Origin of the sequence: Rhodoferax sp. AJA081-3, assembly GCF_017798165.1 — a bacterium.
Lineage (GTDB): Bacteria > Pseudomonadota > Gammaproteobacteria > Burkholderiales > Burkholderiaceae_C > Allorhodoferax.
This window is the reverse complement of sequence record NZ_CP059068.1, coordinates 371,164-397,257: the sequence shown is the minus strand read 5'-3', so window position 1 is coordinate 397,257 and position 26,094 is coordinate 371,164. Positions and strand designations below refer to the sequence as shown.

20 protein-coding genes are annotated in these 26,094 nt (G+C 59.6%); 3 read left to right on the top strand and 17 right to left on the bottom strand.

Going from position 1 to position 26,094, the window contains the following annotated elements; all coding sequences use genetic code 11:
• Positions 1-56 precede the first annotated feature (56 nt).
• The 5 genes from lpdA to HZ993_RS01850 form a co-directional block, all read right to left on the bottom strand.
• The gene (gene lpdA / locus HZ993_RS01870) at positions 57-1,484 is read right to left on the bottom strand and encodes a dihydrolipoyl dehydrogenase (protein ID WP_209395588.1); all 1,428 of its coding nucleotides are present in this window, start codon (positions 1,482-1,484) and stop codon (positions 57-59) included.
• A gap of 120 nt (positions 1,485-1,604) precedes the next feature.
• Entirely contained in the window at positions 1,605-2,867 is a 1,263-nt protein-coding gene (gene odhB / locus HZ993_RS01865) for a 2-oxoglutarate dehydrogenase complex dihydrolipoyllysine-residue succinyltransferase (protein ID WP_209395587.1), read from the bottom strand.
• A 45-nt stretch (positions 2,868-2,912) separates the two neighbouring features.
• Positions 2,913-5,804: a 2-oxoglutarate dehydrogenase E1 component gene (locus tag HZ993_RS01860; protein WP_209395586.1), complete on the bottom strand. Its 2,892-nt coding sequence runs from the start codon at positions 5,802-5,804 to the stop codon at positions 2,913-2,915.
• Positions 5,805-6,081: 277 nt separating this feature from the next.
• Entirely contained in the window at positions 6,082-6,756 is a 675-nt protein-coding gene (locus HZ993_RS01855) for a CatA-like O-acetyltransferase (RefSeq protein WP_209395585.1), read from the bottom strand.
• Positions 6,753-7,451, bottom strand: a complete 699-nt coding sequence (locus tag HZ993_RS01850; protein WP_209395584.1) for a YceI family protein — start codon at positions 7,449-7,451, stop codon at positions 6,753-6,755. The genes HZ993_RS01855 and HZ993_RS01850 overlap by 4 nt, the downstream gene beginning before the upstream one ends.
• Positions 7,452-7,620: 169 nt before the next feature.
• Between HZ993_RS01850 and HZ993_RS24820 the strand changes: the two genes are divergently transcribed.
• Positions 7,621-9,324: a methyl-accepting chemotaxis protein gene (locus HZ993_RS24820; RefSeq protein ID WP_305847092.1), complete on the top strand. Its 1,704-nt coding sequence runs from the start codon at positions 7,621-7,623 to the stop codon at positions 9,322-9,324.
• A gap of 29 nt (positions 9,325-9,353) precedes the next feature.
• Here the strand turns inward: HZ993_RS24820 and HZ993_RS01840 are convergent, their stop codons facing one another.
• From HZ993_RS01840 to HZ993_RS01785, 12 genes are all read right to left on the bottom strand, one after another.
• Positions 9,354-9,974 carry a hypothetical protein gene (locus tag HZ993_RS01840; RefSeq protein ID WP_209395583.1) on the bottom strand — a complete coding sequence of 207 codons (621 nt, stop codon included), beginning with the start codon at positions 9,972-9,974 and terminating at the stop codon, positions 9,354-9,356.
• A gap of 9 nt (positions 9,975-9,983) precedes the next feature.
• Positions 9,984-10,415 carry a GNAT family N-acetyltransferase gene (locus HZ993_RS01835; protein ID WP_209395582.1) on the bottom strand — a complete coding sequence of 144 codons (432 nt, stop codon included), beginning with the start codon at positions 10,413-10,415 and terminating at the stop codon, positions 9,984-9,986.
• 158 nt (positions 10,416-10,573) lie between these two features.
• Positions 10,574-11,749: an acetyl-CoA C-acyltransferase gene (locus HZ993_RS01830; RefSeq protein WP_209395581.1), complete on the bottom strand. Its 1,176-nt coding sequence runs from the start codon at positions 11,747-11,749 to the stop codon at positions 10,574-10,576.
• 33 nt (positions 11,750-11,782) lie between these two features.
• Positions 11,783-13,882 carry a 3-hydroxyacyl-CoA dehydrogenase NAD-binding domain-containing protein gene (locus HZ993_RS01825; RefSeq protein ID WP_209395580.1) on the bottom strand — a complete coding sequence of 700 codons (2,100 nt, stop codon included), beginning with the start codon at positions 13,880-13,882 and terminating at the stop codon, positions 11,783-11,785.
• A gap of 206 nt (positions 13,883-14,088) precedes the next feature.
• Positions 14,089-14,784: an ABC transporter ATP-binding protein gene (locus tag HZ993_RS01820; RefSeq protein WP_209395579.1), complete on the bottom strand. Its 696-nt coding sequence runs from the start codon at positions 14,782-14,784 to the stop codon at positions 14,089-14,091.
• 90 nt (positions 14,785-14,874) lie between these two features.
• Positions 14,875-15,660 (bottom strand): ABC transporter ATP-binding protein, encoded by a 786-nt coding sequence (locus HZ993_RS01815; RefSeq protein WP_209395578.1) that lies wholly within the window; start codon positions 15,658-15,660, stop codon positions 14,875-14,877.
• Positions 15,657-16,949, bottom strand: a complete 1,293-nt coding sequence (locus HZ993_RS01810; protein WP_209395577.1) for a branched-chain amino acid ABC transporter permease — start codon at positions 16,947-16,949, stop codon at positions 15,657-15,659. The genes HZ993_RS01815 and HZ993_RS01810 overlap by 4 nt, the downstream gene beginning before the upstream one ends.
• A gap of 4 nt (positions 16,950-16,953) precedes the next feature.
• Positions 16,954-17,988 (bottom strand): branched-chain amino acid ABC transporter permease, encoded by a 1,035-nt coding sequence (locus HZ993_RS01805; RefSeq protein ID WP_209395576.1) that lies wholly within the window; start codon positions 17,986-17,988, stop codon positions 16,954-16,956.
• Between the two features lie 107 nt (positions 17,989-18,095).
• Positions 18,096-19,328: a branched-chain amino acid ABC transporter substrate-binding protein gene (locus HZ993_RS01800; RefSeq protein WP_209395575.1), complete on the bottom strand. Its 1,233-nt coding sequence runs from the start codon at positions 19,326-19,328 to the stop codon at positions 18,096-18,098.
• 117 nt (positions 19,329-19,445) lie between these two features.
• The gene (locus HZ993_RS01795; RefSeq protein WP_209395574.1) at positions 19,446-21,074 is read right to left on the bottom strand and encodes a 3-(methylthio)propionyl-CoA ligase; all 1,629 of its coding nucleotides are present in this window, start codon (positions 21,072-21,074) and stop codon (positions 19,446-19,448) included.
• A gap of 88 nt (positions 21,075-21,162) precedes the next feature.
• On the bottom strand, positions 21,163-22,317 hold the full coding sequence (locus tag HZ993_RS01790; RefSeq protein WP_209395573.1) for an ABC transporter substrate-binding protein: 1,155 nt from the start codon (positions 22,315-22,317) through the stop codon (positions 21,163-21,165).
• Positions 22,318-22,434: 117 nt separating this feature from the next.
• Positions 22,435-24,153 (bottom strand): carboxylesterase/lipase family protein, encoded by a 1,719-nt coding sequence (locus HZ993_RS01785; protein ID WP_209395572.1) that lies wholly within the window; start codon positions 24,151-24,153, stop codon positions 22,435-22,437.
• Between the two features lie 169 nt (positions 24,154-24,322).
• Here HZ993_RS01785 and HZ993_RS01780 point away from each other — a divergent pair, with 169 nt between their 5' ends.
• Both HZ993_RS01780 and HZ993_RS01775 read left to right on the top strand, forming a co-directional pair.
• Positions 24,323-25,366 carry an AraC family transcriptional regulator gene (locus tag HZ993_RS01780; protein WP_245213784.1) on the top strand — a complete coding sequence of 348 codons (1,044 nt, stop codon included), beginning with the start codon at positions 24,323-24,325 and terminating at the stop codon, positions 25,364-25,366.
• A 6-nt stretch (positions 25,367-25,372) separates the two neighbouring features.
• Complete coding sequence (locus HZ993_RS01775; RefSeq protein WP_209395571.1) at positions 25,373-26,050, top strand: Crp/Fnr family transcriptional regulator; 678 nt, start codon at positions 25,373-25,375, stop codon at positions 26,048-26,050.
• The last annotated feature ends 44 nt before the right edge of the window (positions 26,051-26,094 follow it).

Below are 26,094 nucleotides of genomic sequence, written 5' to 3'. Positions count from 1 at the left end.
ATAGCTAACGGACCATATTTCACGGGGGCTAACAAGCTATTTGACCAAGAAGTCAATTAGAAATTCAATGTCCGCTTGTCCACCGCCAATGCGGCTTCCTTGGTCGCCTCACTCAAGGACGGGTGGGCATGGCAAATGCGGGCGATGTCCTCGGCACTGGCCTTGAATTCCATGGCCACCACGGCTTCGGAGATCAATTCAGATGCCTGCGGACCCACGATGTGTACACCCAGGATTTCGTCGGTCGTGGCATCAGCCAGAAACTTGACAAACCCGGTGGTGTCGCCCAACGCACGTGCGCGGCCGTTGGCCAGGAAGGGGAACTGCCCAGCCTTGTAGGCCACGCCATCCGCCTTGAGCTGCTGCTCGGTACGGCCCACCCACGCAATTTCGGGGCTGGTGTAGATCACCCAGGGCACGGTGTTGAAGTTGACGTGCCCGTGCTGGCCAGCAATACGCTCCGCCACGGCAACGCCCTCTTCCTCCGCCTTGTGCGCCAGCATGGGGCCACGCACCACATCGCCCACCGCCCATACGCCGGGCAGATTGGTCTTGCAGTCGGCGTCCACCACGATGGCACCGCGCTCGTCCAGCGCCAGGCCCACCGCTTCGGTATTCAGACCGATGGTGTTGGGCACACGGCCGATGGAGATGATGAGTTTGTCGACGTCCAGCGTCTGTGCTTCACCCTTGGCATTGGTGTAGGCCACGGACACGCCTTTTTTGCCGTTCTTGATCTCGCCGACCTTGACGCCCAGCTCAATCTTCAGACCCTGCTTGGTGAAGGCCTTGAACGCCTCCTTGGCCACGCCTTCGTCCACCGCGCCCAGGAAAGTGGGCAGGCCTTCGAGGATGGTGACGTCTGCACCCAGGCGCTTCCAGACCGAGCCCATTTCCAGGCCGATTACGCCGGAGCCGATCAGGCCCAGCTTTTTGGGTACGGCGCCGATGTTCAAGGCGCCGTCGTTGGACAACACATTAACTTCATCAAACGGAGTGCCGGGCAGCGCACGGGCATTGGAGCCGGTGGCGATGATGATTTGTTTGCCGGTGAGGGTTTCTTCGGCAGCGCCTGCCACCTTGATCTCATAGCCACCGTCGGAGGCCTTGACGAACGAACCACGGCCGTGGAAGAAGGCAATCTTGTTCTTCTTGAACAGGTACAGGATGCCGTCGTTGTTCTGTTTCACCACGGTGTTCTTGCGGGCCAGCATCTTGGCCACATCCATGCTCACACCCGTAGCCGAAATGCCGTGTTCGGCAAAGTGGTGGTTGGCGTGGTGGAAGTGCTCAGACGACTGCAGCAAGGCCTTAGACGGAATACAGCCCACATTGGTGCAAGTACCGCCGGGGGCTGGGCCACCCTTCTCGTTCTTCCACTCATCGATACAGGCTACGTTGAAGCCCAACTGGGCGGCGCGGATGGCGGCGATATAACCACCGGGGCCACCGCCAATGACGATCACGTCGAATTGTTTACTCATACATTTTCCTAGGATTCTGGGCTGCAGAGGGTTCTGCGCAGGTAAAGGAGGAGCCCGTAGGGCGGGGGACACGGAGCAGAGCCCTCTGCGGCCCAGACTCCGGGTCAATCCCTCAAGGTTTTAGATATCAAACAACAGACGTGCAGGATCTTCCAGCGCGTCTTTCATCGCCACCAGGCCCAGCACGGCTTCGCGGCCGTCGATAATGCGGTGGTCGTAGGACATGGCGAAGTAGTTCATGGGGCGCACCACCACCACACCGTTTTCCACCATGGCGCGGTCCTTGGTAGCGTGCACACCCAGGATGGCCGACTGTGGCGGGTTGATGATGGGGGTGGACATCATGGAGCCGAAGGTGCCACCGTTGGAGATGGAAAAGGTACCGCCGGTCATGTCTTCAATACCCAGCTTGCCGTCCTTGGCTTTCTGGCCAAACTCAGCGATCTTTTTCTCAATCTCGGCAAAACTCATCTGGTCCGCATTGCGCAAGATGGGCACCACCAGACCGCGGGGCGAGCCCACCGCAATACCGATGTCAAAGTAGCCGTGGTAAACGATGTCGTTGCCGTCCACCGACGCGTTCAGCACCGGGAATTTCTTCAGGGCGTGCACAGCAGCCTTGACGAAAAAGCTCATAAAGCCCAGCTTGACGCCGTGTTCCTTCTCGAAACGCTCCTGCATGCGTTTGCGCATCTCCATGACCGGCGCCATGTTGATTTCGTTGAAGGTGGTCAGGATGGCGTTGGTGCTTTGGGATTGCAGCAGACGCTCGGCCACACGTGCGCGCAGGCGGCTCATGGGCACACGCTGCTCGGGGCGGTCACCCAGGTGCACGCTAGGAGCCGCAACCTGTGGCAAAGATTTGGTGGGAGCCCCCGTGGGGATTGCCACTGCCGCTACTGTTTTAGGAGCAGAAGCACCGGCTGCCACAGCGCCCAGTACATCACCCTTGGTGACACGGCCGTCTTTGCCGGTGCCGGCTACGGCACCCACCGCCAAGTTGTTGTCCGCCAAAAGCTTGGCGGCTGCGGGCATGGCCACATCACCCTTGGAACCGCCCGTGGCAGCGGCAGGCGCTGCGGGTGCAGATGCAACGGCGGCGGCAGGCGCGGCGGCGGGGGCCGCTACGGCGCCCGCTTTGCCTTCGGTGTCGATGCGGGCAATCAACTGCTCCGCCGCTACGGTGGCGCCGTCGCCTGCGACCAGCTCCACGATGACGCCAGCGCTGGGCGCGGGCACTTCCAAGACAACCTTGTCGGTTTCCACTTCGATCAGGATCTCGTCCACCGACACCGAGTCGCCGACTTTTTTCTTCCACTGCAACAGGGTGGCTTCAGCCACCGACTCAGACAGCTGGGGAACTTTTACTTCTACGATTGCCATTTTGTTCTTTCCGTTTGGGTTTGATTGGGTAGGGGTGCTGCTGCGTTATTTGGTCAGGATGAAGCCCTTGAGCTTGCCAAACGCGCCCTCTACCAAAGCCTTTTGCTGTTCCTGGTGCAGGTGGGCATAACCCACTGCCGGCGAAGCCGACGCGGCGCGGCCGGAGTAACCCAGGCGCTGGCCATCGGCCATGTTTTCGTGGATGTTGTGCTGGATGAAGAACCAGGCCCCCTGGTTCTGTGGCTCGTCCTGGCACCACACGATGTCGGTCGCATTGGGGTACTTCTTCAACTCAGTCGCAAATGCCTTGTGTGGGAAAGGATAGAGCTGCTCCACACGGATGATGGCCACGTCTTCCAGACCCTTTTCTTCGCGCTTCTTGACCAGGTCGTAGTACACCTTGCCCGAGCAGGCCACCACACGCTTGACCTTGTCGGCCTTCAGCGTCGCGCTCTCGCCCAGCACGGTCTGGAAGCTGCCCTTGGTGAACTCGTTCAGCGGCGATGTCGCATCCTTGTTGCGCAGCAAGGATTTGGGTGTGAAGATGATCAGCGGTTTGCGCAGGTTGCGCACCATCTGGCGGCGCAACACGTGGAAGATCTGGGCCGCTGTGGTGGGCTGCACGATCTGCATGTTGGCATCGGCCGCCAACTGCATGAAGCGCTCCAGGCGTGCCGAGCTGTGCTCAGGACCCTGGCCCTCGTAGCCGTGCGGCAGCATCAGCGTGATGCCGTTGACACGGCCCCACTTCACTTCGCCGGACGCGATGAACTGGTCGATGACCACCTGGGCGCCATTGGCAAAGTCGCCGAACTGGGCTTCCCAGATCACCAGTGTGTTGGGGTCATTCGACGCATAGCCGTATTCGTAGGCCAGCACAGCCTCTTCAGACAGGATGGAGTCGATGACAACAAAGGGAGCCTGGTTGTCGGCCACATTGGACAGGGGCACATAGGTGCCGGCGTCCCACTTCTCACGGGCCTGGTCGTGGATCACCGCGTGGCGGTGGGTAAACGTGCCGCGGCCACTGTCTTCGCCCGACAAACGCACCGGGTAGCCGCTGGCGACCAGCGACGCGAAGGCCATGCTTTCGCCCATGCCCCAATCCACATTGATATCGCCACGGCCCATGGCCGCACGGTCGTCGTACACCTTTTTGACCAGCGAGTGGGGTGCGATGGTGGCGGGCAGCGTGGTCAGCCTTTCAACCAGGCGTTTCCATTCGGTCAGCGGGATGGCGGTGTCGCCGGCATCGGTCCACTTCTTGCCCAGGAAGGGTGCCCAATCCACGGCGTATTTGCTCTTGAAATTGGTCAGCACGGGATCGACCGTGTGTTTGCCGGCGTCCATGGCGGCACGGTAGGCCTTGACCATGTCCTCGCCCAGGGTTTCGCCCAGGCCTTGCGCGGCCAGCTTGTCGGCGTACAGCTTGCGGGTACCGGGGTGGGCGGCGATCTTCTTGTACATCAGCGGCTGGGTCAGCGCCGGTGTGTCCTGCTCGTTGTGGCCCAGCTTGCGGAAGCAAGTGATGTCCACCACCACGTCCTGGCGGAATTCCAGGCGGTACTCCAGCGCCAGCTGGGTGGCCAGCACCACGGCTTCGGGGTCATCACCGTTGACGTGCAGCACGGGCGACTCAACCATCTTGACGATGTCGGTACAGAAGGCGCTGGAGCGCATGTCGCGCGGGTCAGAGGTGGTGAAACCGATCTGGTTGTTAATGATGATGTGCACCGTACCGCCGGTGGTGTAGCCTCGGGTCTGGGCCAGGCACAGGGTTTCCTGGTTGACGCCCTGGCCACCGAATGCGGCATCACCGTGCACCAGCACGGGCAGCACCTGGTTGCCCAACGGGTCGCCACGGCGGTCCATGCGGGCGCGCACCGAGCCTTCAACCACGGGGTTGACGATTTCCAGGTGCGAGGGGTTAAACGCCAGGGACAGGTGAACCGGGCCGCCAGGCGTAGACACATCCGAACTGAAGCCCTGGTGGTACTTCACGTCGCCGGCGGTCAGCTCTTCGGGGGCGGTGTGGTCAAACTCGGCGAACAGGTCGCTGGGCATCTTGCCCAGGGTGTTGACCAGCACGTTCAGGCGGCCGCGGTGGGCCATACCGATCACGATTTCCTGCACGCCCTTGGCGCCGGCCTGCTGGATCAGCTCGTCCATGGCGGCGATGAAGCTCTCACCACCTTCCAGCGAGAAACGCTTCTGCCCCACGTATTTGGTGTGCAGGAAACGCTCCAGGCCCTCGGCCGCGGTCAGGCGGTCCAGGATCTGTTTCTTCTTCTCGGCGCTGAACTGGGGTTTGCTGCGGATGGTTTCCAGTTTTTGTTGCCACCAGCGCTTCTGGTTCTGGTCCGTGGTGTACATGTACTCGGCGCCAATGGTGCCGCAGTAGGTTTCGTGCAGCGCGTTCATCAGGTCGCGCAGGCTCATGGAGTCGCGGCCGAAGAAGGTGTTGCTGGTGTTGAAAACCGTTTCCTGGTCCGCGTCGCTGAAGCCGTAAAACGACAGTTCCAGCTCAGGGATGTTGTCGCGCTCCTGGCGCTTCAGCGGGTCCAGATTGGCCCAGCGTGCGCCCACGTTGCGGTAGGCGGCAATCAGCTGCTGCACCGCGGTGCGCTTGCGGCCCATTTCGGAGTCTGCGCCGGTGGCCAGCACCACCTGGGTGCCGCCCTGTTTGGCGCGCTCGGCAAAGGCGTTGATGACCGGCAGGTGTGGTACGTCGCGGGCATTGGTGCCGTCGACCGCTGGCACGTGCTGCAGCGCATCAAAGTAGTCGCGCCAAGAATCGGGCACGCTGCCGGGGTTGGAAAGATAGTTTTCGTACATCTCTTCGACGTATGGCGCATTGCCACCGAAAAGGTACGTATTGCTTGCGTAAGCGCTATAGACAGACGCTGGGCTCGTCTTCTGCGACGTTGTTTCACTCATATTCCGCTGACCTCCGTTTCCCTTCAGGAAACATTAGCTGGTTAAAGCTGTTTTGATTAACCTTCCGCGGCACGGCTGAACCGTTTGGCGGATGCGACTGTGGCGTGGGAAGGGCCTAGTTACGGAGCGGATTGTGCCACCGTTTTGGGTTTGGGCCAACCGCAGTCTGCGGGCCGGTCAGATCGTTCTGAGTGTTTTATGCCTCTAGCCCCCGTGAAATATAGCTGTATTGCTATGCATTTGGTAGCATCAAGAAACCACCCCGGATTCAGCAGGTCTACGCCCTGTCGCGCAGCCAGGTTTCAGGTGCACGCAATGCAGCCTCAAATCCCTGGAAGTAACGTCCAACGTGCAAGCCGTCCATCAGGGCGTGGTGCACCTCGACTGACAGCGGCATCCACTGGCGTGCACCGTCCGTCTCTATGCGGCCAAAGGCAAAGGTAGGTATGGAGTCGTGTGCACCCCACTGGCGGGCATTGGAGTAACTGCTGAAGTGCACCCAGGGCAAGGTTGTCATGTGCAGTGTTGCGGTCTGGTGCTTGGAGGGCTCGAACGGCGCGTCGCGCAGGCGGCCTCTGGCAAGGGCTTGCGCGCCCTGGGCACAGAAGGCCGCGAAATTGCGGTTGTATTCCAGCGTGGCAAAACCAAAGGAATCGTCCTCGCGCAACACGGTGGTACTGCCATGTACGGTGTCGTACACACGTACACGGTCCCCCTCCAGCCGGTAGCGAAAGGGTTCGATGTCATTGGCCAGCTGTATGGCAATGAAGTGGTAGGCCAGCGACAGGCTGCCCACACCCAGGTCTTTCACCGCCTGGCGTAACAACGCAACATCCAGCCGCGCACACAGGTTGAAGGTCGGGATGTCAAAACCGCGGAAGAAATCAAAAGCCGAACGCCGGTGCCAGCTGTCCAGATCCAGGTACTGCGGGTTGGGGTCGTTGGTGCTCATGGCGTGTCTGCGGCAAGGCTGAATTCGACGACCACTTCATCGTGCACGGCCAGTATGCCGCCAAACACCGAAAACGGCTTGATGCCAAAGTCCGATTGTTTGAACACCAGGGCACCCTGTGCCTTGAGCTGCTCTGGCAGGCCGGTCACGGTGAGTGGCGTCCATATTTCACGCGTTTGCCCGTGCAGGGTTATGGCCACCCTGACGGCAAACTTGGGCGCCTCACCAACGATCTGCAAAGACTGGATGCGCAACCATGGAAACCGCGCCGCCTGGAAGCTGTTGTCGCCCAGCATGTTGTTGCGGGTGCTGGCAATGTCTTCTGCGGAAATGGTCGACGCAAACGCCGGGCCCAGCTCGGCGCGGTGCTCTGGTAGGTCAAACACCAGCTGGTCCAGGCGGAAGGCCAGGTCAAACCGGGAGGCCGCCGTACCGTCTGGCGCCAGGTAAAAAAACCCGTCAAACACCGGCGCGGACAACACATGGTTGTGGCCAAACCGGGCGGCCCGCCCGGCCCTGAAGGCCAGCACACGGATATTGGAAGTATTGGGATTCAACCGGAACACCCGCCCACCCGGCTGCGCCAACGCGGCGTACACACTCTGGAGGTCTTCGGCGGATGGGCCAATGCCCACAGTTTCTGCCGGCCCAAGCTCCCGCACGGCGGGCGCGCTGGAACAGGCAAACAGACACATTACGAGCAGGAGTGTTATCAGTCGCGAAGCCATGGATTCCCTTTTGGCACAGTGACCGCGCAGTGTACCCACCGGTATCGGTGGAAAATCAACAAACTCACCTGAATATGGGATGGTGCAGCGGGCGTTGGGTCGCTAGAGTTTGCCATTCACTCCACAGGTGTCTGCCATGCCGAAAAGTTCCTCCGGTTCCTTGGTTCATGATTCCGACCACCGCATGGGCCTGCGGGCCATGCTCAACACTTTGACGGGCATTGCGCTGGTAGCGGCGCTTGCCATCAGCGGGTTGTCGTTCTGGGGGTCACAGGCCAGCGGCAACGCGGCCAGCAAATCGTTTGTGGCCAAAGACGTCACGGCCGACATACTTCCCCCACCCATGTACCTCATTGAAATGCGGCTGGTTCTGTCGCAGGCGGTGGAAGGCAATATGGGTATCGAGGTGGCCAAGTCCGAGCTCAAACGCCTGCAGACCGAATACGAAGACCGCGCTGCATTCTGGCGCGCCAACCCACCGTACGGACTGGAAAGCCGCTTGCTGGGCGCGCAGCACCAGGAGGGTCTGGCTTTCATTGGCCTGGCCAACAAGACCCTTGGCTTGCTGGCGTCTGGTGCTGCCCCAGACGCCGTGCAGGCTTCCCTCAAAGCCGCCCACGGTACCTACCTCGCCCACCGGGCGGGTGTGGACACCACGGTCAAGGAGTCCATGGCCTTTGCCGACCAATCCATCGCCCACTACAGCGCCACCACCCAGACCATGCGTTGGATGCAAGGCATGGGGCTAGCCGTGGCGGCCGTGTTGTTGGTTGGTGTCGGGTTCTGGATTCGACGCTCGGTGTGGTCCGACGTGGGAGGCGAACCCCTGGTCGCCGCACAGGTTGCCCGCCATGTGGCACAAGGCAATTTGTCCATCAATATTCCCATGTTGATGGGTGATCAGCGCAGCATTGTGGCCGCCCTCAAGGAAATGCAGACCCGTTTGGCGGCAGTAGTGGGCAGCGTACGCCAGGGTGCGGACGAAGTGGCCACCGCCAGTGCCGAGATTGCCCAGGGCAACCACCATCTGAGCTCACGCACCGAACAGCAAGCCAGCGCACTGGAAGAAACCACTGCCGCCATGGAAGAACTGGTGTCCGTTGTTAAACAGAACGCGCAGAGCTCCGAGAAGGCCAACCAGTTGGCTCTGAATGCGTCCAAAGTGGCCATGGAAGGCGGTGAAGTGGTAGCGCAGGTGGTGGACACCATGAAAGGCATCAACGACGCATCACACAAGATTGCGGCCATCATCGGTGTCATCGATGGCATTGCATTCCAGACCAACATACTGGCGCTCAATGCTGCTGTGGAAGCCGCACGCGCAGGTGAGCAGGGTCGGGGCTTTGCGGTGGTAGCCAGCGAGGTGCGTTCCTTGGCCGGGCGCTCGGCCGACGCCGCCAAGGAAATCAAGGCACTGATCAGTGCCAGCGTGGAGCGGGTCGACAAGGGCTCTGCCCTGGTCGACAAAGCAGGCACAACGATGGACGAAGTGGTACGCAGCATCCGCTGCGTAACCGACACCATGGCAGAGATCAATGCCGCAAGCCATGGTCAGGCGGCAGGTTTTGCGCAGGTTGGCGAAGCCATGACACAGATGGACCAGGCCACGCAAAAAAATGCAGCCCTGGTCGAAGAAATGGCTGCCGCCGCCAGCAGCCTCAAGAGCCAGGCCAACGAGCTGGTGGACATCGTGGCCATCTTCAAGCTGGAAGGCGACGTGTTGCAAGGCAAGGTCAAAACACCCACGGCGGATACCAGTCGGGTCAAGGCAGCGTTTGTAAAACCCTCCACGGTTGTCACCCTGCCCCGCCTGGCACTTGCATCCAAACTCAGGGCCTGAGGCACGGGCTGGCGCCCTGGCCTAGCTACTTAGCCCCCGTAGGTTGCCTTGTACTCGGCCGGCACGTCAACCGGCTGGATCATGCCCGCCAGCGACAGCACCAGCAGCAACGCCAACACGGCACCCACCACCATGGGCAACGCCACCGCCAGTATGCGTGCCACGCGCGACGTTGGTGGCACATACCAATAGGCCGCACACCCCAGATGGGTGAACAAAGCAAACACACCCATGAAGTAATACGGTGCAAACAGCATCGGGTAAGGCGGCACGTGGAAACCTGCCGCAGAAAAATAGAAGTTGGTGTCCAGGTTCAACACTGCCCTGCCAAACATAACCGCCCCCACATGCACCGACAAAAACACCGCCAGGTAGACGCCAGACAGTGCTTGCAGCCACGGCATCAGGCCGCGGCGCTGCCGCCAGCCGCGCAAGGCCAGGCGCAACCCGCTGTACACCTGGAATGCCACACAGGCCAACAGCAGCGCTTCAACCACCGGCTGCCGGTACACGGCCCGTGCGGCTTTCATGAAAGCAATGTGGACCGCAACGCCCTGCAGGGAGACCATGTGATTCGCCAGGTGCAAACACACAAAGGCCACAATCACCATGGCGGACGTGCGGTGGAGTGTGCGCAGAGTAGTTGTCATGCTGTTCGTCTAGGCCATGCCAGCGTAGACATGGGGTTGGTGCACCTCCATCATGCTGGCTGGCGAGGCCAAAGGCTTGAAGCCGTACTTGGCGTACAGCGCATGGGCATCGCGGGTCGCCAACAGCATACGCCGCAGCCCCTGCAGATCGGGGTGGGCCACCACATGGTCCATGATGCGCCGCGACAAACCTTTACCGCGGTGCGCTTCCAGCACGTACACATCGGCCAAATATGCAAACGTGGCCCGGTCGGTAATCAGCCGCGCAAAGCCGACCTGCTCACCGTTGAGCAGCGCGCCAAAACACAGCGAGTTGGCCATGGCGCGTTGCACCAGGGCCAGCTGAATACCGGGGGACCAATAGCTTTGGGACAAGAAGGCATGGATCGCGGTAACGTCCATGCGGCTTGGGTCCGTTGTTATTTCGTAGGTGTGGTTCATAACATCCCATTTGGTGTGGATCGGCGATGGTAAAGGACGTGCCACGCGGACTTGTCGGGTGAACCAGATAGCTACCAAAAAAGAAAAAGAGGGGAAAGGCCCTCTGTAGACCTTTCCCCTCTCGGTAAATTCAAACGGGTCAGTGACCCGCCGCTGGTTTACAGCACTTCAAACACGCCCGCTGCGCCCATGCCGCCACCAATACACATGGTCACGCAGACGCGTTTGGCGCCGCGGCGTTTGCCTTCGATCAGGGCGTGGCCGGTCAGGCGTTGGCCGGACACACCATAGGGGTGGCCGACGGCAATGGCGCCGCCATTCACGTTCAAACGGTCCGCCGGGATGCCCAGCTTGTCGCGGCAGTACAAGACCTGCACGGCGAAGGCTTCGTTCAGTTCCCACAGATCGATGTCGCTAACCTTCAGGCCCAGGCGTGCCAGCACTTTGGGGATGGCGAACACGGGGCCAATGCCCATTTCGTCTGGCTCGCAACCGGCCACTGCAAAGCCCAGGAAACGGCCCAGGGGTTTGAGGCCTTTTTGCTCGGCAATTTTTTCGTGCATCACCACCACGGCGCCGCCACCATCGGAGAACTGGCTGGCGTTACCGGCGGTGACCAGGCCACCGGGCACGGCAGAGCGCAGGCCCTTGATACCGTCGTACGTGGTGCCAGCGCGGATGCCTTCGTCATCGCTGACCGTGACCTGTTTGGTCATCAGGCCCATGACCTTGTCGGCCACTCCCATGGTGACGGTGATGGGGGCGATTTCGGCCTTGAACAGGCCGGCTTCCAGCGCGGCGCTGGCCTTTTGCTGGCTGGCGGCACCGTATTCGTCCATGGCTTCGCGGCTGATGTTGTAACGCTTGGCCACGTTTTCAGCGGTCTGCAACATGTTCCAGTAGATCTCTGGCTTGTTCTTGACCAACCAGGGGTCGGCCATCATGTGGGTGTTCATCTCTTGTTGCACACATGAGATCGCTTCCACACCACCGGCCACATAAATGTCGCCTTCGTTGGAAATGATGCGCTGTGCTGCGGTTGCAATGGTCTGCAAACCCGACGAACAGAAGCGGTTGATGGTCATGCCCGACACGGTGACGGGGCAACCCGCACGCAGAGCGGCCTGGCGCGCGATGTTGGCGCCGGTGGCGCCTTCGGGTGTGGCGCAGCCCATGATGACGTCGTCCACCTCACCGGCTTCAATACCAGCGCGTTTGATGGCGTGCTCGACCGCGTGGCCACCCAGTGTGGCGCCGTGGGTCATGTTGAAGGAACCCTTCCAGCTCTTGGCCAGGGGGGTGCGGGCGGTAGAAACAATAACTGCGGATGTCATGGTGATTCCTTATTCGGTAAAAAGCCTGATCGCTTAGTTGAAGCTCTTGCCTTCGGCTGCAAACTTGGCCAACAGAGGGGCTGGCTTCCAGAACTTGGCGTCATCCAGCGGGTTCTGGGCAAAGCGGTTCATGGCCTGCACCACATTGAACAAGCCCACCTGGTCGGCGTAGTTCATGGGGCCGCCGCGGTGTGCGGGGAAGCCGTAGCCAAAGATGTAAACGATGTCGATATCGCTGGCCTTGTTGGCAATACCTTCTTCCAGAATGTGGGCCGCCTCATTCACCAGGCTGAACACCAGGCGCTGCACAATTTCTTCGTCCGAAATTTTGCGGGGCGTGATGCCCAGCGCCTTGCGGTGCTCTTCGATCATGGTCACCACTTCGGCATTGGGGATGGCGTCGCGTTTACCTTCAACATAGTCGTACCAGCCCTTGCCTACCTTCTGGCCAAAGCGACCTTTTTCGCACAGAAGGTCAGCGGTTTTGCTGTACTTCATGTCGGGCTTTTCGGTGTAGCGGCGCTTGCGGATGGCCCAGCCGATGTCGTTGCCGGCCAGGTCGCCCATGCGGAACGGGCCCATGGCCATGCCGAATTTCTCCATGGCCTTGTCGACCTGGGCTGGGGTGCAGCCTTCGTCCAGTAGGAAGCCGCCCTGGCGGCCATACTGTTCGATCATGCGGTTGCCGATAAAGCCGTCGCACACGCCGGAAACCACCGCCGTCTTGCGGATCTTCTTGGCGACCGACATCACAGTGGCCATGACGTCCTTGGCGGTTTCTTTGCCGCGCACCACTTCCAGCAGCTTCATGACGTTGGCGGGGCTGAAGAAATGCAGGCCCACCACGTCTTGCGGGCGCTTGGTGAAGGAAGCAATCTTGTCCACGTCCAGTGTGGAAGTGTTGGAGGCCAGAATCGCGCCCTGCTTCATGACGCGGTCCAGTTCCTTGAACACGGCTTCCTTCACACCAATTTCTTCGAACACGGCTTCGATGACCATGTCGGTGCCGTTCAGGTCGTCGTAGCTCAATGTGGTGGTCAGCAGGCTCATGCGCTGGTCGTACTTGTCTTGCTTGAGCTTGCCCTTCTTGACCTGGGCTTCGTAGTTCTTGCGGATAGTGGCCACGCCACGGTCCAGGGCTTCTTGCTTCATTTCCAGCATCTTGACGGGGATACCGGCGTTCAGGAAGTTCATGGCAATGCCGCCACCCATGGTGCCAGCACCGATGACCGCTACGGAGTTGATAGCACGCTGTGCAGTATCCGCGGGGACATCGGGTATTTTTGATGCAGCACGCTCGGCCAGGAACAAGTGGCGCAGGGACTTGCTTTCGGCGGTCCACATCAGGTTGATGAAGATCTCGCGCTCCACCGCCATGCCTTCGTCAAACTTCTTCTTGGTAGCGGCTTCAACGGCATCCACACACTTGGCCGGGGCCGGGAAGTTCTTGGACATGCCCTTGACCATGTTGCGGGCAAACTGGAAGTAGGCATCACCCTGTGGGTGTTTGCACTTCATGTCGCGCACCAAGGGCAACGGGCGCACATCGGCCACGGAGCGGGCAAATGCCAGCGCCTCTTCGGCCAGGCTTTCCGCAGATGTTGCCATCTTGTCGAACAACTTTTGACCGGGCAGCATGGCCAGCATTTCGCTCTTAATGGGTTCGCCGCTGACGATGATATTCAGTGCAGCTTCCACACCCAGCACGCGGGGCAGACGCTGCGTGCCACCGGCGCCAGGCAGCAGGCCCAGTTTGACTTCGGGCAGGGCCACACTGGTGCCGGGTGCCGCGATGCGGTAGTGGCAACCCAGGGCCAGCTCCAGACCGCCGCCCATGGCAACCGTGTGGATGGCAGCGACCACGGGTTTGGTGGAGTTTTCCAGCACACCGATCACGCTGATCAGGTTGGGCTCTTGCAGGGCCGTGGGTTTACCAAATTCCTTGATGTCCGCACCGCCGCTGAAGGCCTTGCCCGCGCCGGTAATGATGATGGACTTGACCGCCGCGTCGGCATTGGCCTTGGCCATGCCATCGGTTATGCCCTGTCGGGTGGACAAACCCAGGCCGTTGACGGGCGGGTTGTCGAGCGTGATGATGGCGACGTCACCTTGGACTTGGTATTGGGCGGTCATGCTTGCATTCCTCAGGGTAAGTAGTGGAACATTCAAAATAGAACGATCGTTCGTTTTAAATTGTAGGGGTTTTTACGGACGTTGAAAGCGGACTTGTCACTGTTGGGACAAAAGAGGCGGGCGATGTTTCAGCGCCGGGCCGCCGCAAGCTGAAACGCGGCCCCCTCGGGGGGCAAGGAGCCACACGCAGTGGGCGACTGTGGGGGTCATACTTCCAGCCATTCCTTGCGGATTTCGCTGTTGTTGCGCAGTTCCTCGGGTGTGCCCTCGAAGACGATGCTGCCGTGGCCCATCACAAAACAACGATCCGAAATCTGCATCGCAATCGTCAGCTTCTGCTCGATCAGCAAAACCGAGACACCCCGTTTGCGCAGCTCTTTCAGGTACTCCGCCACCAGTTCCACTATCTTGGGCGCCAAGCCTTCGGTGGGTTCATCAATGATGATGAGGTCCGGGTCACCCATCAATGTGCGGCACAGCGTCAGCATCTGCTGCTCGCCACCAGACAGCACTCCCGCCTCGGTATGTTCACGCTCCTTGAGGCGGGGGAACATCTTGTACATGTCGTCAAACGACCAGCGCGGATTCTTTTGGCCGCGTTTTTGCCCCAGCAACAGGTTTTGGTACACCGTGAGCTTGGGGAAAATATCGCGGCTCTCCGGCACGTAGCCCAGGCCCAGGTGGGCGATCTCAAAGGTCTTTTTGCCAAGGGCTTCCTTGCCCTTCCACAAGGCAGAGCCCTGGCAATCCACCAGACCCATGATGGCCTTGGCGGTGGTGGAGCGGCCCGAACCATTGCGCCCCAGCAGGGCCACAATCTCGCCCTCTTTGACATGCATGTCCACACCATGCAGCACATGGCTCTTGCCGTAGTAGGCGTGTAAATTGGATACCTTTAGCATGACAGACCTCCGTAGGGCCGCCCCAAGGAGGGCTGAGCCCCCATGGGGGGCAGTGAGTACACAAAGTGACGAACGTGGGGGCACATGGTCTCAGTGTCCTCCTGCTTGTGCGTCGGCAACGGCAGAGCCCAGGTAGGCTTCCTGCACACGGGCATTGGCCCGCACCGCGTCGGGTGTATCGAAGGCAATCACCTCACCGTAGACCACCACGGCAATCTTGTCGGCCAGGCCGAACACCACGCCCATGTCGTGCTCCACCGTCAGCAGGGTCTTGCCCTCGGTGACCTGTTTGATCAGGGCGATGAAACGGGTGGTTTCGCTGCGGCTCATGCCGGCGGTGGGCTCGTCCAGCAGAATCACATTGGCACCGCCGCCGATGGTGATGCCGATCTCCAGTGCACGCTGCTCGGCATAGGTCAGGTTCATGGCCAGCACGTCATGTTTTTTGTCCAGCTGGATCATGTGCAGCAGTTCGTTGGCACGTGCGTTGGCGTCGTGCAGGCTGGAGAGAAAACGGAAGAAGCTGTACTTGTAGCCCATGCTCCACAACACACTGCAGCGCAGGTTCTCAAACACACTCAGCTTGGGGAAGATGTTGGTGATCTGGAAGCTGCGCGACAGCCCCAGGCGGTTGATCTCGTAGGGCTTCATACCGTTGATCACCGTGCCGTTGAGCAACACGTCACCACTGCTGGCCCCAAAGCGGCCACTGATCAAGTTGAACAGTGTGGACTTGCCCGCGCCATTGGGGCCGATAACGGCCACACGCTCACCGTGGCGCACGGCCAGGTTGACACCGCGAATGATCTCGGTTTTGCCAAAACTCTTGCGCAAATCCTTCAGTTCCAGCGCAAAGGTATCCGTTGTTGCCGTCATTGCGCATCCTCCTTGTTCACTTGTTTTTCAATGAAGGCTTGGATTGCCTCCCATTTCAGCGCAAACCGACGGCGGGCCATTTCAAACAGCACAAACCCAATGGCAAGGACCACCGACGCACCCAACCAGGCTTGCACACCAGTCGTATTCAGCGTCAAACCCATAAACGCGATGTCTGGACCCTGTGACGCACTGAGCTGCAGGTGGTAGGTCATCTCGATCATGGCAGCAGCGCCCGTCAGGGCGATCAGGCCCGTAACGGCCAGGGCCAGGTAGTTCAAGGCCAATCCACGCAGCTTGCCAAACATGGCGACCCGCAGGTTCATCATGATCAGGCTGGCAATACCGCCAGGGGCATACATCACCATGAACAGGAAAATCAGCCCCAGGTACAACAACCAGGCCTGGGTGAACTCGCTGAACAGCACAAAGGCCAGCACCATCAAGACGGCGCCAATGATGGGACCGAAGAAGAAGGTTGCACCACCCAGGAAGGTGAACAGCAGGTAGGCACCGGAGCGCGCAGCATGCACCACTTCTGCAGTCACGATCTCGAAGTTCAAGGCGCCCAAGCCACCCGATATACCGGCAAAAAATCCGGCAATGATGAAGGCCGTGTAGCGTATGCGCTGCGTGTTGTAACCCACGAACTCCACACGCTCAGGGTTGTCCCGTACGGCGTTCAGCATCCGACCCAGCGGTGTGGCCGTAAAGGCAAACATGGCCACCACCGAAATGAAGGTGTAGACCGCAATCAGGTAGTAGACCTGGATCGCGGGGCCATAGGTGATGCCCATGAACGGACTGCCAATGACGCGATTGCCCGACACGCCACCCTCGCCCCCAAAGAACTCGGGGATCATCAGCGACATGGCAAACACCAGTTCACCCAGGCCCAAGGTGATCATCGCGAACGTGGTCCCCGACTTGCGGGTGGTGACATAACCAAACAGCGCTGCAAAGCCCATGCCCGCAAGACCACCTACCAAAGGTACGGTGGAAACAGGTATGGGCAAAGAGCCCCCGGCAACCGAATTGAGCGCGTGGATGGCCACAAAAGCCCCCAGGCCGGTGTACACCGCGTGGCCAAAACTCAGCATGCCGCCCTGCCCCAACAACATGTTGTAGGACAGGCAGGCGATGATGGCAATGCCCATTTGCGACAAGACGGTCAGGCCCAGGCCGCCAGTAAACAGCATGGGTGCCACGGCCAAGGCCAGGGCAAACAGGCCCCAGACCAGCCAACGCCCGGTATTGAAGGGTTTGGATTGTGTGTTGTTGTTGCGCATGCTCTTATCCCTCCCGTGTACCCAAGAGACCTTTGGGCCGGAAGATCAGAATCAACACCAAAAACAGGTACGGCAAGATGGGCGCGACCTGTGACAGTGTCAATTTGACGAAGGTGTTGTTGAGCGTACCCGCGCTCAGTTGAAGACCCAATTGTTGTGCCAGGGTAGCCACCGAATAGTCAAATGCAATCGCAAAGGTCTGGATGACACCAATCAGTACGGAGGCCAGGAACGCGCCAGACAGCGAGCCCATGCCGCCGACCACCACCACCACAAAGATCACCGAACCCACGGTTGCCGCCATCGCTGGTTCCGTCAGGTAGGTGCTGCCACCAATCACACCGGCCAAACCAGCCAGTGCGGCACCCGCGCCAAACACGAGCATAAAAATCCGGGGCACGTTGTGGCCCAGGGCCTCCACCGCATCCGGGTGGGTCAACGCCGACTGAATGACCAGACCAATACGCGTGCGTGTCAGCAGCAGCCACACGCTCAGCAACATCACCAATGCAACCAACATCATGAAGCCCCGGGTAGCCGGGAATGGTGAGCAAACCACCCGTATGGCGGCATCGGCAGCACTGCACATCTCAGCGGGTGCGGCGCCCCACAACAGGCTCAACCCATTGATGGAATGGTTGATGAGCGTGAAGGCCGGTCCCTGCAGCGCTGCGGGCGGCTGAAACTCCAGCGCGATGCGGCCCCAGATCAACTGCACCAGTTCCAGGATCACATACGACAGGCCAAAGGTAATCATCAACTCGGGCACGTGACCGAACTTGTGCACCTTGCGCAGGCACAGGCGCTCAAACAGCGCACCCAATGCACCAACCACCAAGGGGGCGATCACCAACGCAGGCCAAAAACCCACAAAACGTGACACCGTGTAACCCACATAAGCACCCAGCATGTAGAAGCTGGCATGCGCAAAATTTAATACGCCCATCATGCTGAAGATCAGCGTGAGCCCTGAGCTCAGCATGAACAGCAACAGGCCATAACTCAGCCCATTGAGCATTGAGATGATGAAGAACTCCATAATCGACAAGCCTTTATCGTCGTTGAATGAAAAAGAGCCCGATGCGGCAAACCCGCTCGGGCTCCTGATGTCTTAGCGCCCCAAGGGCTTGCCCCCAAGGCCGAGGTTTATGGGCGTTTCATCGCACAGCTGGTCGGCGTGCTGGACACGTAGTTGGCGAATTCTTTAACCGGCGCCAAAGTCATGCCTGTGTTCTCGGGGCTGTAGGGGTACTTCTTGTCCGCCTTTTGCCAGACCGACATGTACAGCGGCTGTTGCAACTGGTGGTCGGTCTTGCGCATTTCTACTTCGCCGTTGAAGCTGGTGAACTTCAAACCTTCCATGGCCTGTGCCACTTTGACCGGATCGGTCGACTTGGCCTTTGCCATGGCTGCACCAAGAGTTTGGTAAACACGGATGACGGAGCCTGTGAAGAAGTCATCGTTGTACTTGGTCTTGAACTCGGTCATCCACTTGTCCATTTGGCCACCCATGTTGTAGTGGTTGTAGGCAATCTGGTAGACGCGGCCGGCACCATTGGTACCCAGAGCGGTTGGTGTGCCGGTCACACCAGCGTAGTAGGTAAAGAACTTGCCGGTGTAGCCACCTTCGTTGGCAGCCTTGATCAGCAGGGACAGGTCAGAACCCCAGTTGCCGGTGATCACCGTGTCAGCACCCGATGCCTTGATCTTGGCGATGTAGGGCGCGAAGTCTCGCACCTGTGCCAGTGGGTGCAGGTCTTCACCCACGATCTGGATGTCGGGGCGCTTGCGGGCCAATGTCTCTTTGGCGAACTTGGCAACCTGCACACCGTGGGAGTAGTTTTGGCCCAGGATGTACACCTTCTGGATGTCTTTCTGGTCCTTCATGAAGCTGGACATGGCTTCCATTTTCATGGAGGTGTCGGCATCAAAACGGAAGTGCCAGAAGCTGCACTTGCTGTTAGTCAGGTCAGGGTCCACGGCAGAGTCGTTGAGGTAAATCACCTCTTTGCCGGGGTTACGTTCGTTGTATTTGGTCACCGCATCGGACAGGGCCAGCGCAACAGAAGAACCATTGCCTTGGATGATGTAACGCGCACCCTGGTCAATCGCTGCCTTGAGCGCATTCAAGCTCTCGGTAGGGCTGAGCTTGTTATCAATCGTTGTGAACTCGAACTTGACGCCCGCAGGGTTGCCCGCGCCACTGAATTTTTCCGCAAAGAACTTGTAGCTCTTGTCCTGGTTGACACCGACGGGACCGAGTAGGCCTGTCAGCGGATCAATACGGACCAATTTAACCGTCTCGCCGCTTTGCGCAAAAGCGCCTTGGGCACACACCAGCGCAACCGAAGCTGCAACGAACTTCAAACCAAACTTCATAAGTGTCTCCTTGGAAAAATACTGTAGTGAGCGTACTGGAAGCATTGCACCGCAACACGAGGGTTTCCCCTAGACCGTATCACCTTGGTGACTGGGCCCGTGTAAAGTGCATGCGACTCAGATGCCGGGCAATTGGTAGTCTTTCAGCAGCTCGCGCAACTTGGTCTTCTGCATCTTTCCGGTGCCGCCCAAGGGAATGGCATCCACAAAGACCACGTCATCGGGAATTTGCCACTTGGCGGTCTTGCCGTCATAAAACGCAATCAGTTCATCGCGGGTTACTTCTTGTCCAGGCTTCTTGACCACGGCGATGATGGGGCGTTCGTCCCACTTGGGGTGTTTCATGCCAATGCAGGCCGCCATCGCCACCGCCGGGTGGGCCATGGCCACGTTTTCGACATCGATGGAGCTGATCCACTCGCCACCCGACTTGATGACGTCTTTGCTACGGTCGGTGATCTGCATGTAGCCATCGGGGTCGATGGTGGCCACGTCACCGGTGGGGAACCAGCCGTCCACCAGGGGTGAGCCGCCCTCGCCTTTGAAATACTCGCTGATAACCCAGGGGCCTTTGACCAGCAAGTCGCCATAGGCCTTGCCATCCCATGGCAGTTGTTTGCCAGCGTCGTCCACAATTTTCATGTCCACGCCGAAGATGCCACGCCCCTGTTTGAGCCGCACCTTCATCTTGTCGGCAGAGTCCAAAGGCAAATGTTTGTTCTTCAGCGTGCAGACGGTGCCCAGTGGCGACATCTCGGTCATGCCCCAAGCGTGCAACACCTCCACACCATACACGTCGTTGAAGGCAGTGATCATGGCCGGTGGGCATGCCGAGCCACCAATGACCGTGCGCTTGAGTGTGGAGAAGCGCAAATCACCTGCTTGCATGTGGGCCAGCATCATTTGCCAGACGGTGGGTACACCCGCCGCAAAACTCACCTTTTCGGACTCGATCAACTCAAAGATCGACTTGCCATCCATTGCCGGGCCAGGGAACACCAGCTTGGCGCCGGTCATGGCGGCCGAATACGGCAGGCCCCAGGCGTTGACGTGGAACATGGGCACCACGGGCAACACACAGTCGCGCGCACTCATGCTCAGCGCGTCAGGCAACGCACCGGCCAGGGCATGCAACATGGTCGAGCGGTGGCTGTACAGGGCCGCCTTGGGGTTGCCGGTGGTGCCGCTGGTGTAACACATGCTGGAGGCAGAGTTCTCGTCAAACTCGGGCCAGGTGTAGCTAGTGGGCTGCGCGCCTATCCAGGCTTCGTAGCTCTGCAGGCCGGGGATGCCAGAGTCCGCAGGCAGCTTGTCGGCATCACACAAGGCGATGTAGTGTTTGACCGTTTTGCAGTGCCCGTGGATGGCCTTGATGATAGGCAGGAACGACAAGTCAAAACACAGAACCTGGTCTTCGGCGTGGTTGGCAATCCAGGCAATTTGCTCAGGATGCAGGCGCGGGTTCAGGGTATGCAACACGCGGCCGGAGCCGCTGACACCAAAATACAGCTCCAGGTGCCGATAACCATTCCAGGCCAGCGTGGCCACACGGTCACTGAAGGCAAGCTGCATATTGTCCAGCGCATTGGCCACCTGGCGGGAGCGCACCGCAATGTCCTTGTAGGTGCAGCGGTGGATGTCACCCTCTACCCTGCGCGACACCACTTCCGCTTCAGCATGGTGGCGCTCTGCGAACTCGATCAGCGATGAAATCAGCAGTTGCTGGCTTTGCATTAACCCTAACATGGATACTCCTTGAGACGATGGACACTGAAAATCATCATAGTAGTTTGTGGCAAAAATAATAGACGGGTTGTAGCCTAGGAGACCCTGTTTATTTTGTGAACTTTTCGCCGGGGCTGACGATTGCCAAGCCCACATACCGCGAGCCCTGCCGCGAGTCCTTGCTGAAGCCAACGGTGAAGCCACCGAGATCGAGTCGCCGGGTGTTGGCCAGTGCATCCACAAACTTCTTTCGGGTGATGTCTCGGCCGCCCATACGCAATGCCTCCACCAGCACCTTGGCGTTGATATAACTCTCAAAGCCCAGAAAGGACACATTGCTGCTGTAACCAGCCTTGAGCATGGCCGCACGGTACTCCCGTGCCAAGGGATGGGTCATGTCCCAGGGGAACGGCACCACGGTCGTCAGCACCACACCCACGCCATCCGCGCCCAGGGCACGCAGGGTCGCCTGGTTGCCCATGACCGACAGGGTGTAAAACTGCATGCCCTTGCGAACCTTGTTGTAGGCCTTGATAAAAGTCACCGTGGGCGCACCCGCCGTGATCATGATGATGACCTCGGGCCGCGTATCGTGCAAGGCAGCGACGGCCTTGTCCGTATCCGATGCGTTCTGCTCGATGGGCGCATCGGCGTAAACCTTCTTGCCACGCTTTTCGAGTGCCTTTTGTACACCGGCCAGACCGTCTTTGCCAAAGCCATTGTTGCTCCACAGCACGGCAATGCGCTGTGTACCCAGGGTGGTGAGGTGCTGGACGATTTTTTCCGCCTCGTCACCATAACTGGCCCGGATGTTGAATACGTGGTTGATGGCTGGCACACGCATCAAATCGGCACCGGTAAAGGGTGCGATCAGCGGTAGTGGAGGCGTCGCCTTTTCCAGCAATGGCAAGATGGCCGCCACGTTGGAGGTGCCGGTCATATTCATCAATGCAAACACGGGCTCCTTGTCGATCATGTGGCCCACCACCTTGACCGTGTTGTCCACCTTGTAACCGTCATCCATGGTCAGGGTTCGGATCTTGCGCCCGTGTACACCGCCTTTTTCGTTGACGTTGTCCAAGTAGACCTTGGTGGCATTCAGAATATCGGGCGCCATTTCAGCCAGAGGTCCGGTGATACCCGCGGGCTGCCCCAACAGAATTTCCGTGTCGGTGACACCGGCTTCACCCGCGTGTGCATGCTGCAGACATACACACAACACAACGCCCACCAGCTTTGTCCAAAACCCCATTGCTTTCACCATGGCTGTCTCCTTTTTTATGTTTGTTCGTTTGTTACCAACGACCGGCGAGAGTGTGCTTGCACACCAGACCACATGCAAACGGTGTCGTCTGGACGACAACACCCTCGCCCGCAACCACTACTGCGATGAAATAAGGGCCTGGTTCAGCGTGGCATCAAAGACCAGTTTCTTGGGCCAGGGTTGCCAGGTCGTCCCCAGGGGCGCGGCATTCGGATTGCCGGTACGCACGAAGTTGCCCAGGCTCGCCATCATGGCGCTCGACAGTGCCACACGACCCGCTTTGTTGGCACTGCTATTGACGGCATTCGAGAACACCGAAGGACCAAAGTTGCCAAACAAAAACGGCAGATCAAAGGCATGGGCCGCGCCGTACACCGCGTTCCACGGCGCTGGCTCTTGCGCCCAGTTGAACTGGTAGTGCCACACCGAACCCGCTTGCTGCGTGGCCAGCGTGTTGAGCACGTTGTCGCGGCTGGGCGCGGTAAACACATTGCCGAGCAATGCAGTCTTCGCATTGAATCCGGTGACCGGCGTTGTCACGGGCAGATAAGACGCATCCAGTATGTCGGCTGCTGTCAGCGTGGTGGGGGCATCCGGGTTGAAATTCGCCATCAGCGCAAAGCGTTCGGCGTCGCTGATTTTGTGGCCTGGTTTGCCACCCAGCAGGGTCAGGAATGGCGCAAACAGTTTGCCTTCATCAGCCGTGTTGCCCGCCAGCACCGGCACCTTGTTGTATCGGCCTGCGGCCATGGCTGCAATCGGATCCGTGGGCACCACCACCCCATCGGGAATAGGCCCTGAGCCGGTCAAGCCATTGGCCAATAGCGTGGACAAAATGCTGGCGCCCGACTTGGCGCGCAGGTAGTCGGCAATCTGTGCGCTGCTTTGTGTCGCGATGTAGGCCGCGGCCGCAGCTGCATCCACAGCCTTGCCATCGGCGACCAGCAATTTGACCAATAGACCATTGCCCTGCGCCAAATAGGTGCTCGCGGGGTTCAGTGTGGGCAACATGCCGGCTGGCAAATTGCTGGCCAGTGAAATACCACCGCTGATGGGTACAACTTTATGGAACAAGCCTGCCGCCAATGGCGACGCCATCAGCGCCCAGGTATTGATGGCGCCTGCCGACTGTCCCATCAGGGTCACGTTGTCTGCCGCACCGCCAAAGGCGGCTGCATTTTTCTTCACAAACTTCAGCGCTTGCACAATGTCCAGCAACGCAAAATTGCCAGAGTCCGATGCGGCATCGGTACCGGTCTTCAACTGCGGCAGGTTCATGAAGCCCAAAATGCCCAGCCGGTAGTTGGTCGTTACCACCACCGCATTGGCGGCTTTTGCCAGGGCTGCACCGTCGTACACCGGGTCCGCCGTGTAGCCCGAAATATTGCTGCCGCCATAAACAAACACGATGACCGGCAAGTTGGCGCTGTCATTGGCGGGCCGCCAGACGTTGAGCGTCAAACAGTCCTCATGCCCCACCGGGGTATTGAGCGTGCTGGCAATTGTGCTGTCGTAGCGGTTGTTGGCACCCGGGCCGTAGATGCGGCCATTTTGCAGACAGGCGTTGCCAAAGGCCTTGGTGACCAGCTGGCCCTGCCATGCATCGGGCTCCACCGGGGCTTTCCAGCGCAGCGCACCCACGGGGGCCTTGGCAAAGGGAATGCCTTTCCAGGCGTAGGTCCCAGAGCCCGCTGCGTCGTCACTACCCACAACAACACCGTAGCTGGTGCTGCGGCTCAGCGCCGGGTCCACCCCATTGCCTGTGCCGCCACAGGCACCCACCAACGCTGCAATGGCCACACACGGTGCCCACAGAATTCTGCTTGCTACTTTCATTCTCTTTGTCTCCTTATAGGGTAAGCCGCAGCTTGCAAACTGGCGCAAAATCCATTGAAATTGCCCGCTCGCATGGCCTTGGTGCGGTGCAAGAATTCTAAAAATCGTGTCTGGTGAAATTACTGTCCCAACGCATCCAATCTAGTGACTTTGGAGAGCCATTTTTTCAATGAACCGAACCAGTTCTTCAACTTGGATCAAGGGCGTTCTGGATATGTTTGCGTCTCAGGGGCTGGATGTGCAGCGCCTGATGCTGGGAGCCGGCATCGACAGCAGTGCACTTGATCAAGCCGGAGCCCGTGTTGGCGCCGATGCCGTGATTCGCCTGTGGGACCTAGCGATCCAGGCATCGGGCAATCCGGCTCTGGGCATAGACCGCGAGCTGGTGGCGCGTTTTGTGAATTTCGATGTGGTGGGCCATGCCATGATGTCCAGCCCCGACCTGCGCAGTGGCCTGGAAAGCCTGTCGCGGTACCTGGCCCTGATATCCGATGCCACGACCATTGAGCTCGTGGACGACGTCCACGCTGGCCCACACAGCTGGCTCGTCATCGGCCACATCGGCAACACCTTGCGCCTGCCCCGGCAGCGCCAGGAGCACGCCATCCTTACCTTGCAGATCCTGTGCAGTTGGCTGACACGCCGCGATGTGCGCCCATTGGCGGCCGAGTTCATCTTTCCGCAACCGGAATGTGAGTTGCCCTACCGTAAGGCGTTTGACTGCCCGCTGCGTTTTGGGCAGCCCGTAACACGCCTGCTGCTGGCCGGCACCGATCTGGCAACCCCCCTGCCCTCGCGCAGCCCCGCCATGCTGGCCCTGCATGAACGCATCATGGATGAACAGCTCAGCCACCTGGGCAGCACCACCGTCAGCAACAAGGTGCGTGAACACGTCATGCAGCGCCTGGGCCAGGGTGAGCCGCGCCGCGAAGATATAGCCGCCTTGCTGGCACTCACCGACCGAACACTGCAACGCCGCCTGCGCGCCGAGGGCACGTCGTACCAGCAACTGCTCGACGAGGTTCGCAGCGAGTTGGCACGCAAGTACCTGGCGCAAGACAAACTGCCGCTGTCTGCCATGGCAGACCTGTTGGGGTTCGGCGACCAGAGCAATTTCTTCCGTGCTTGCAAACGCTGGTTTGGTGTGCCGCCCGGTGAATACCGCAGGGCACTGACCACCAATACCGGCGCATCTGCGCTGGCAATGCACTAGATAAGCATGTTCCCCACCACTCTGAGTCCAGCCCGCAACTTTCTTCAAGCCCAGACCTGGTTCAAGGCCCTACCACTCGAACAACAGGACACCATAGAAACCGAAGTTTTCACGCTGACTGCAGAGCGTGGTCAGACACTGCTGCAAGCCAACGAACGCACTCAGGGCTGGTATGGCGTGTTGCGCGGCCTGGTCATCATTTCCGCGCCTGCTCACGTTGGGCGTCGCTCCGACTTTCTGGGTGTGGCAGCAGGAGAATGGTTTGGCGAAGGCTCGGCGTTAAAGGATGAAGTCCGCCGCTACCAGGTGGTGGCCCTGCGTGACAGCGAATTGTTGTGCCTGCCCCTGGCCAACTTCCGGCACCTGCAGGCCACCAGCCTCGCGTTTAACCAATGCCTGGTGTCGGGCCTGAACCTGCGCCTGTCCCAATCCATGGCCATGATCGAAGCCGGGCGCACGCGCAGCCCCGAGCAACGCATCGCCCTGTCGCTGAGCCGCCTGTTCTGGAGCCGCACCCGCCAGTTGGACCTGACACAGGACGAGCTCGCCAGTCTGGCCGGCATGTCCCGCCAAACGGCCAACCGGGTGCTCAATGTGATGCAGGAGCAGGGTGTGATCAGCTTGTCTATGAACCGCATCAAGATTCTGGACGACACCGCGCTGACACGGCTGCTGGACGCCTGACAGACGCCCTGCACTATGGCTTGTCCTTGCCCGGGCGGGGTTTG

What these genes read in the sequence shown, in the direction of transcription:
- lpdA (WP_209395588.1), bottom strand. Translation starts at nt 1,484, where the DNA reads ATGAGTAAACAATTCGACGTGATCGTCATTGGCGGTGGCCCCGGTGGT.
- odhB (WP_209395587.1), bottom strand. Translation starts at nt 2,867, where the DNA reads ATGGCAATCGTAGAAGTAAAAGTTCCCCAGCTGTCTGAGTCGGTGGCT.
- HZ993_RS01860 (WP_209395586.1), bottom strand. Translation starts at nt 5,804, where the DNA reads ATGAGTGAAACAACGTCGCAGAAGACGAGCCCAGCGTCTGTCTATAGC.
- HZ993_RS01855 (WP_209395585.1), bottom strand. Translation starts at nt 6,756, where the DNA reads ATGAGCACCAACGACCCCAACCCGCAGTACCTGGATCTGGACAGCTGG.
- HZ993_RS01850 (WP_209395584.1), bottom strand. Translation starts at nt 7,451, where the DNA reads ATGTGTCTGTTTGCCTGTTCCAGCGCGCCCGCCGTGCGGGAGCTTGGG.
- HZ993_RS24820 (WP_305847092.1), top strand. Translation starts at nt 7,621, where the DNA reads ATGCCGAAAAGTTCCTCCGGTTCCTTGGTTCATGATTCCGACCACCGC.
- HZ993_RS01840 (WP_209395583.1), bottom strand. Translation starts at nt 9,974, where the DNA reads ATGACAACTACTCTGCGCACACTCCACCGCACGTCCGCCATGGTGATT.
- HZ993_RS01835 (WP_209395582.1), bottom strand. Translation starts at nt 10,415, where the DNA reads ATGAACCACACCTACGAAATAACAACGGACCCAAGCCGCATGGACGTT.
- HZ993_RS01830 (WP_209395581.1), bottom strand. Translation starts at nt 11,749, where the DNA reads ATGACATCCGCAGTTATTGTTTCTACCGCCCGCACCCCCCTGGCCAAG.
- HZ993_RS01825 (WP_209395580.1), bottom strand. Translation starts at nt 13,882, where the DNA reads ATGACCGCCCAATACCAAGTCCAAGGTGACGTCGCCATCATCACGCTC.
- HZ993_RS01820 (WP_209395579.1), bottom strand. Translation starts at nt 14,784, where the DNA reads ATGCTAAAGGTATCCAATTTACACGCCTACTACGGCAAGAGCCATGTG.
- HZ993_RS01815 (WP_209395578.1), bottom strand. Translation starts at nt 15,660, where the DNA reads ATGACGGCAACAACGGATACCTTTGCGCTGGAACTGAAGGATTTGCGC.
- HZ993_RS01810 (WP_209395577.1), bottom strand. Translation starts at nt 16,949, where the DNA reads ATGCGCAACAACAACACACAATCCAAACCCTTCAATACCGGGCGTTGG.
- HZ993_RS01805 (WP_209395576.1), bottom strand. Translation starts at nt 17,988, where the DNA reads ATGGAGTTCTTCATCATCTCAATGCTCAATGGGCTGAGTTATGGCCTG.
- HZ993_RS01800 (WP_209395575.1), bottom strand. Translation starts at nt 19,328, where the DNA reads ATGAAGTTTGGTTTGAAGTTCGTTGCAGCTTCGGTTGCGCTGGTGTGT.
- HZ993_RS01795 (WP_209395574.1), bottom strand. Translation starts at nt 21,074, where the DNA reads ATGTTAGGGTTAATGCAAAGCCAGCAACTGCTGATTTCATCGCTGATC.
- HZ993_RS01790 (WP_209395573.1), bottom strand. Translation starts at nt 22,317, where the DNA reads ATGGTGAAAGCAATGGGGTTTTGGACAAAGCTGGTGGGCGTTGTGTTG.
- HZ993_RS01785 (WP_209395572.1), bottom strand. Translation starts at nt 24,153, where the DNA reads ATGAAAGTAGCAAGCAGAATTCTGTGGGCACCGTGTGTGGCCATTGCA.
- HZ993_RS01780 (WP_245213784.1), top strand. Translation starts at nt 24,323, where the DNA reads ATGAACCGAACCAGTTCTTCAACTTGGATCAAGGGCGTTCTGGATATG.
- HZ993_RS01775 (WP_209395571.1), top strand. Translation starts at nt 25,373, where the DNA reads ATGTTCCCCACCACTCTGAGTCCAGCCCGCAACTTTCTTCAAGCCCAG.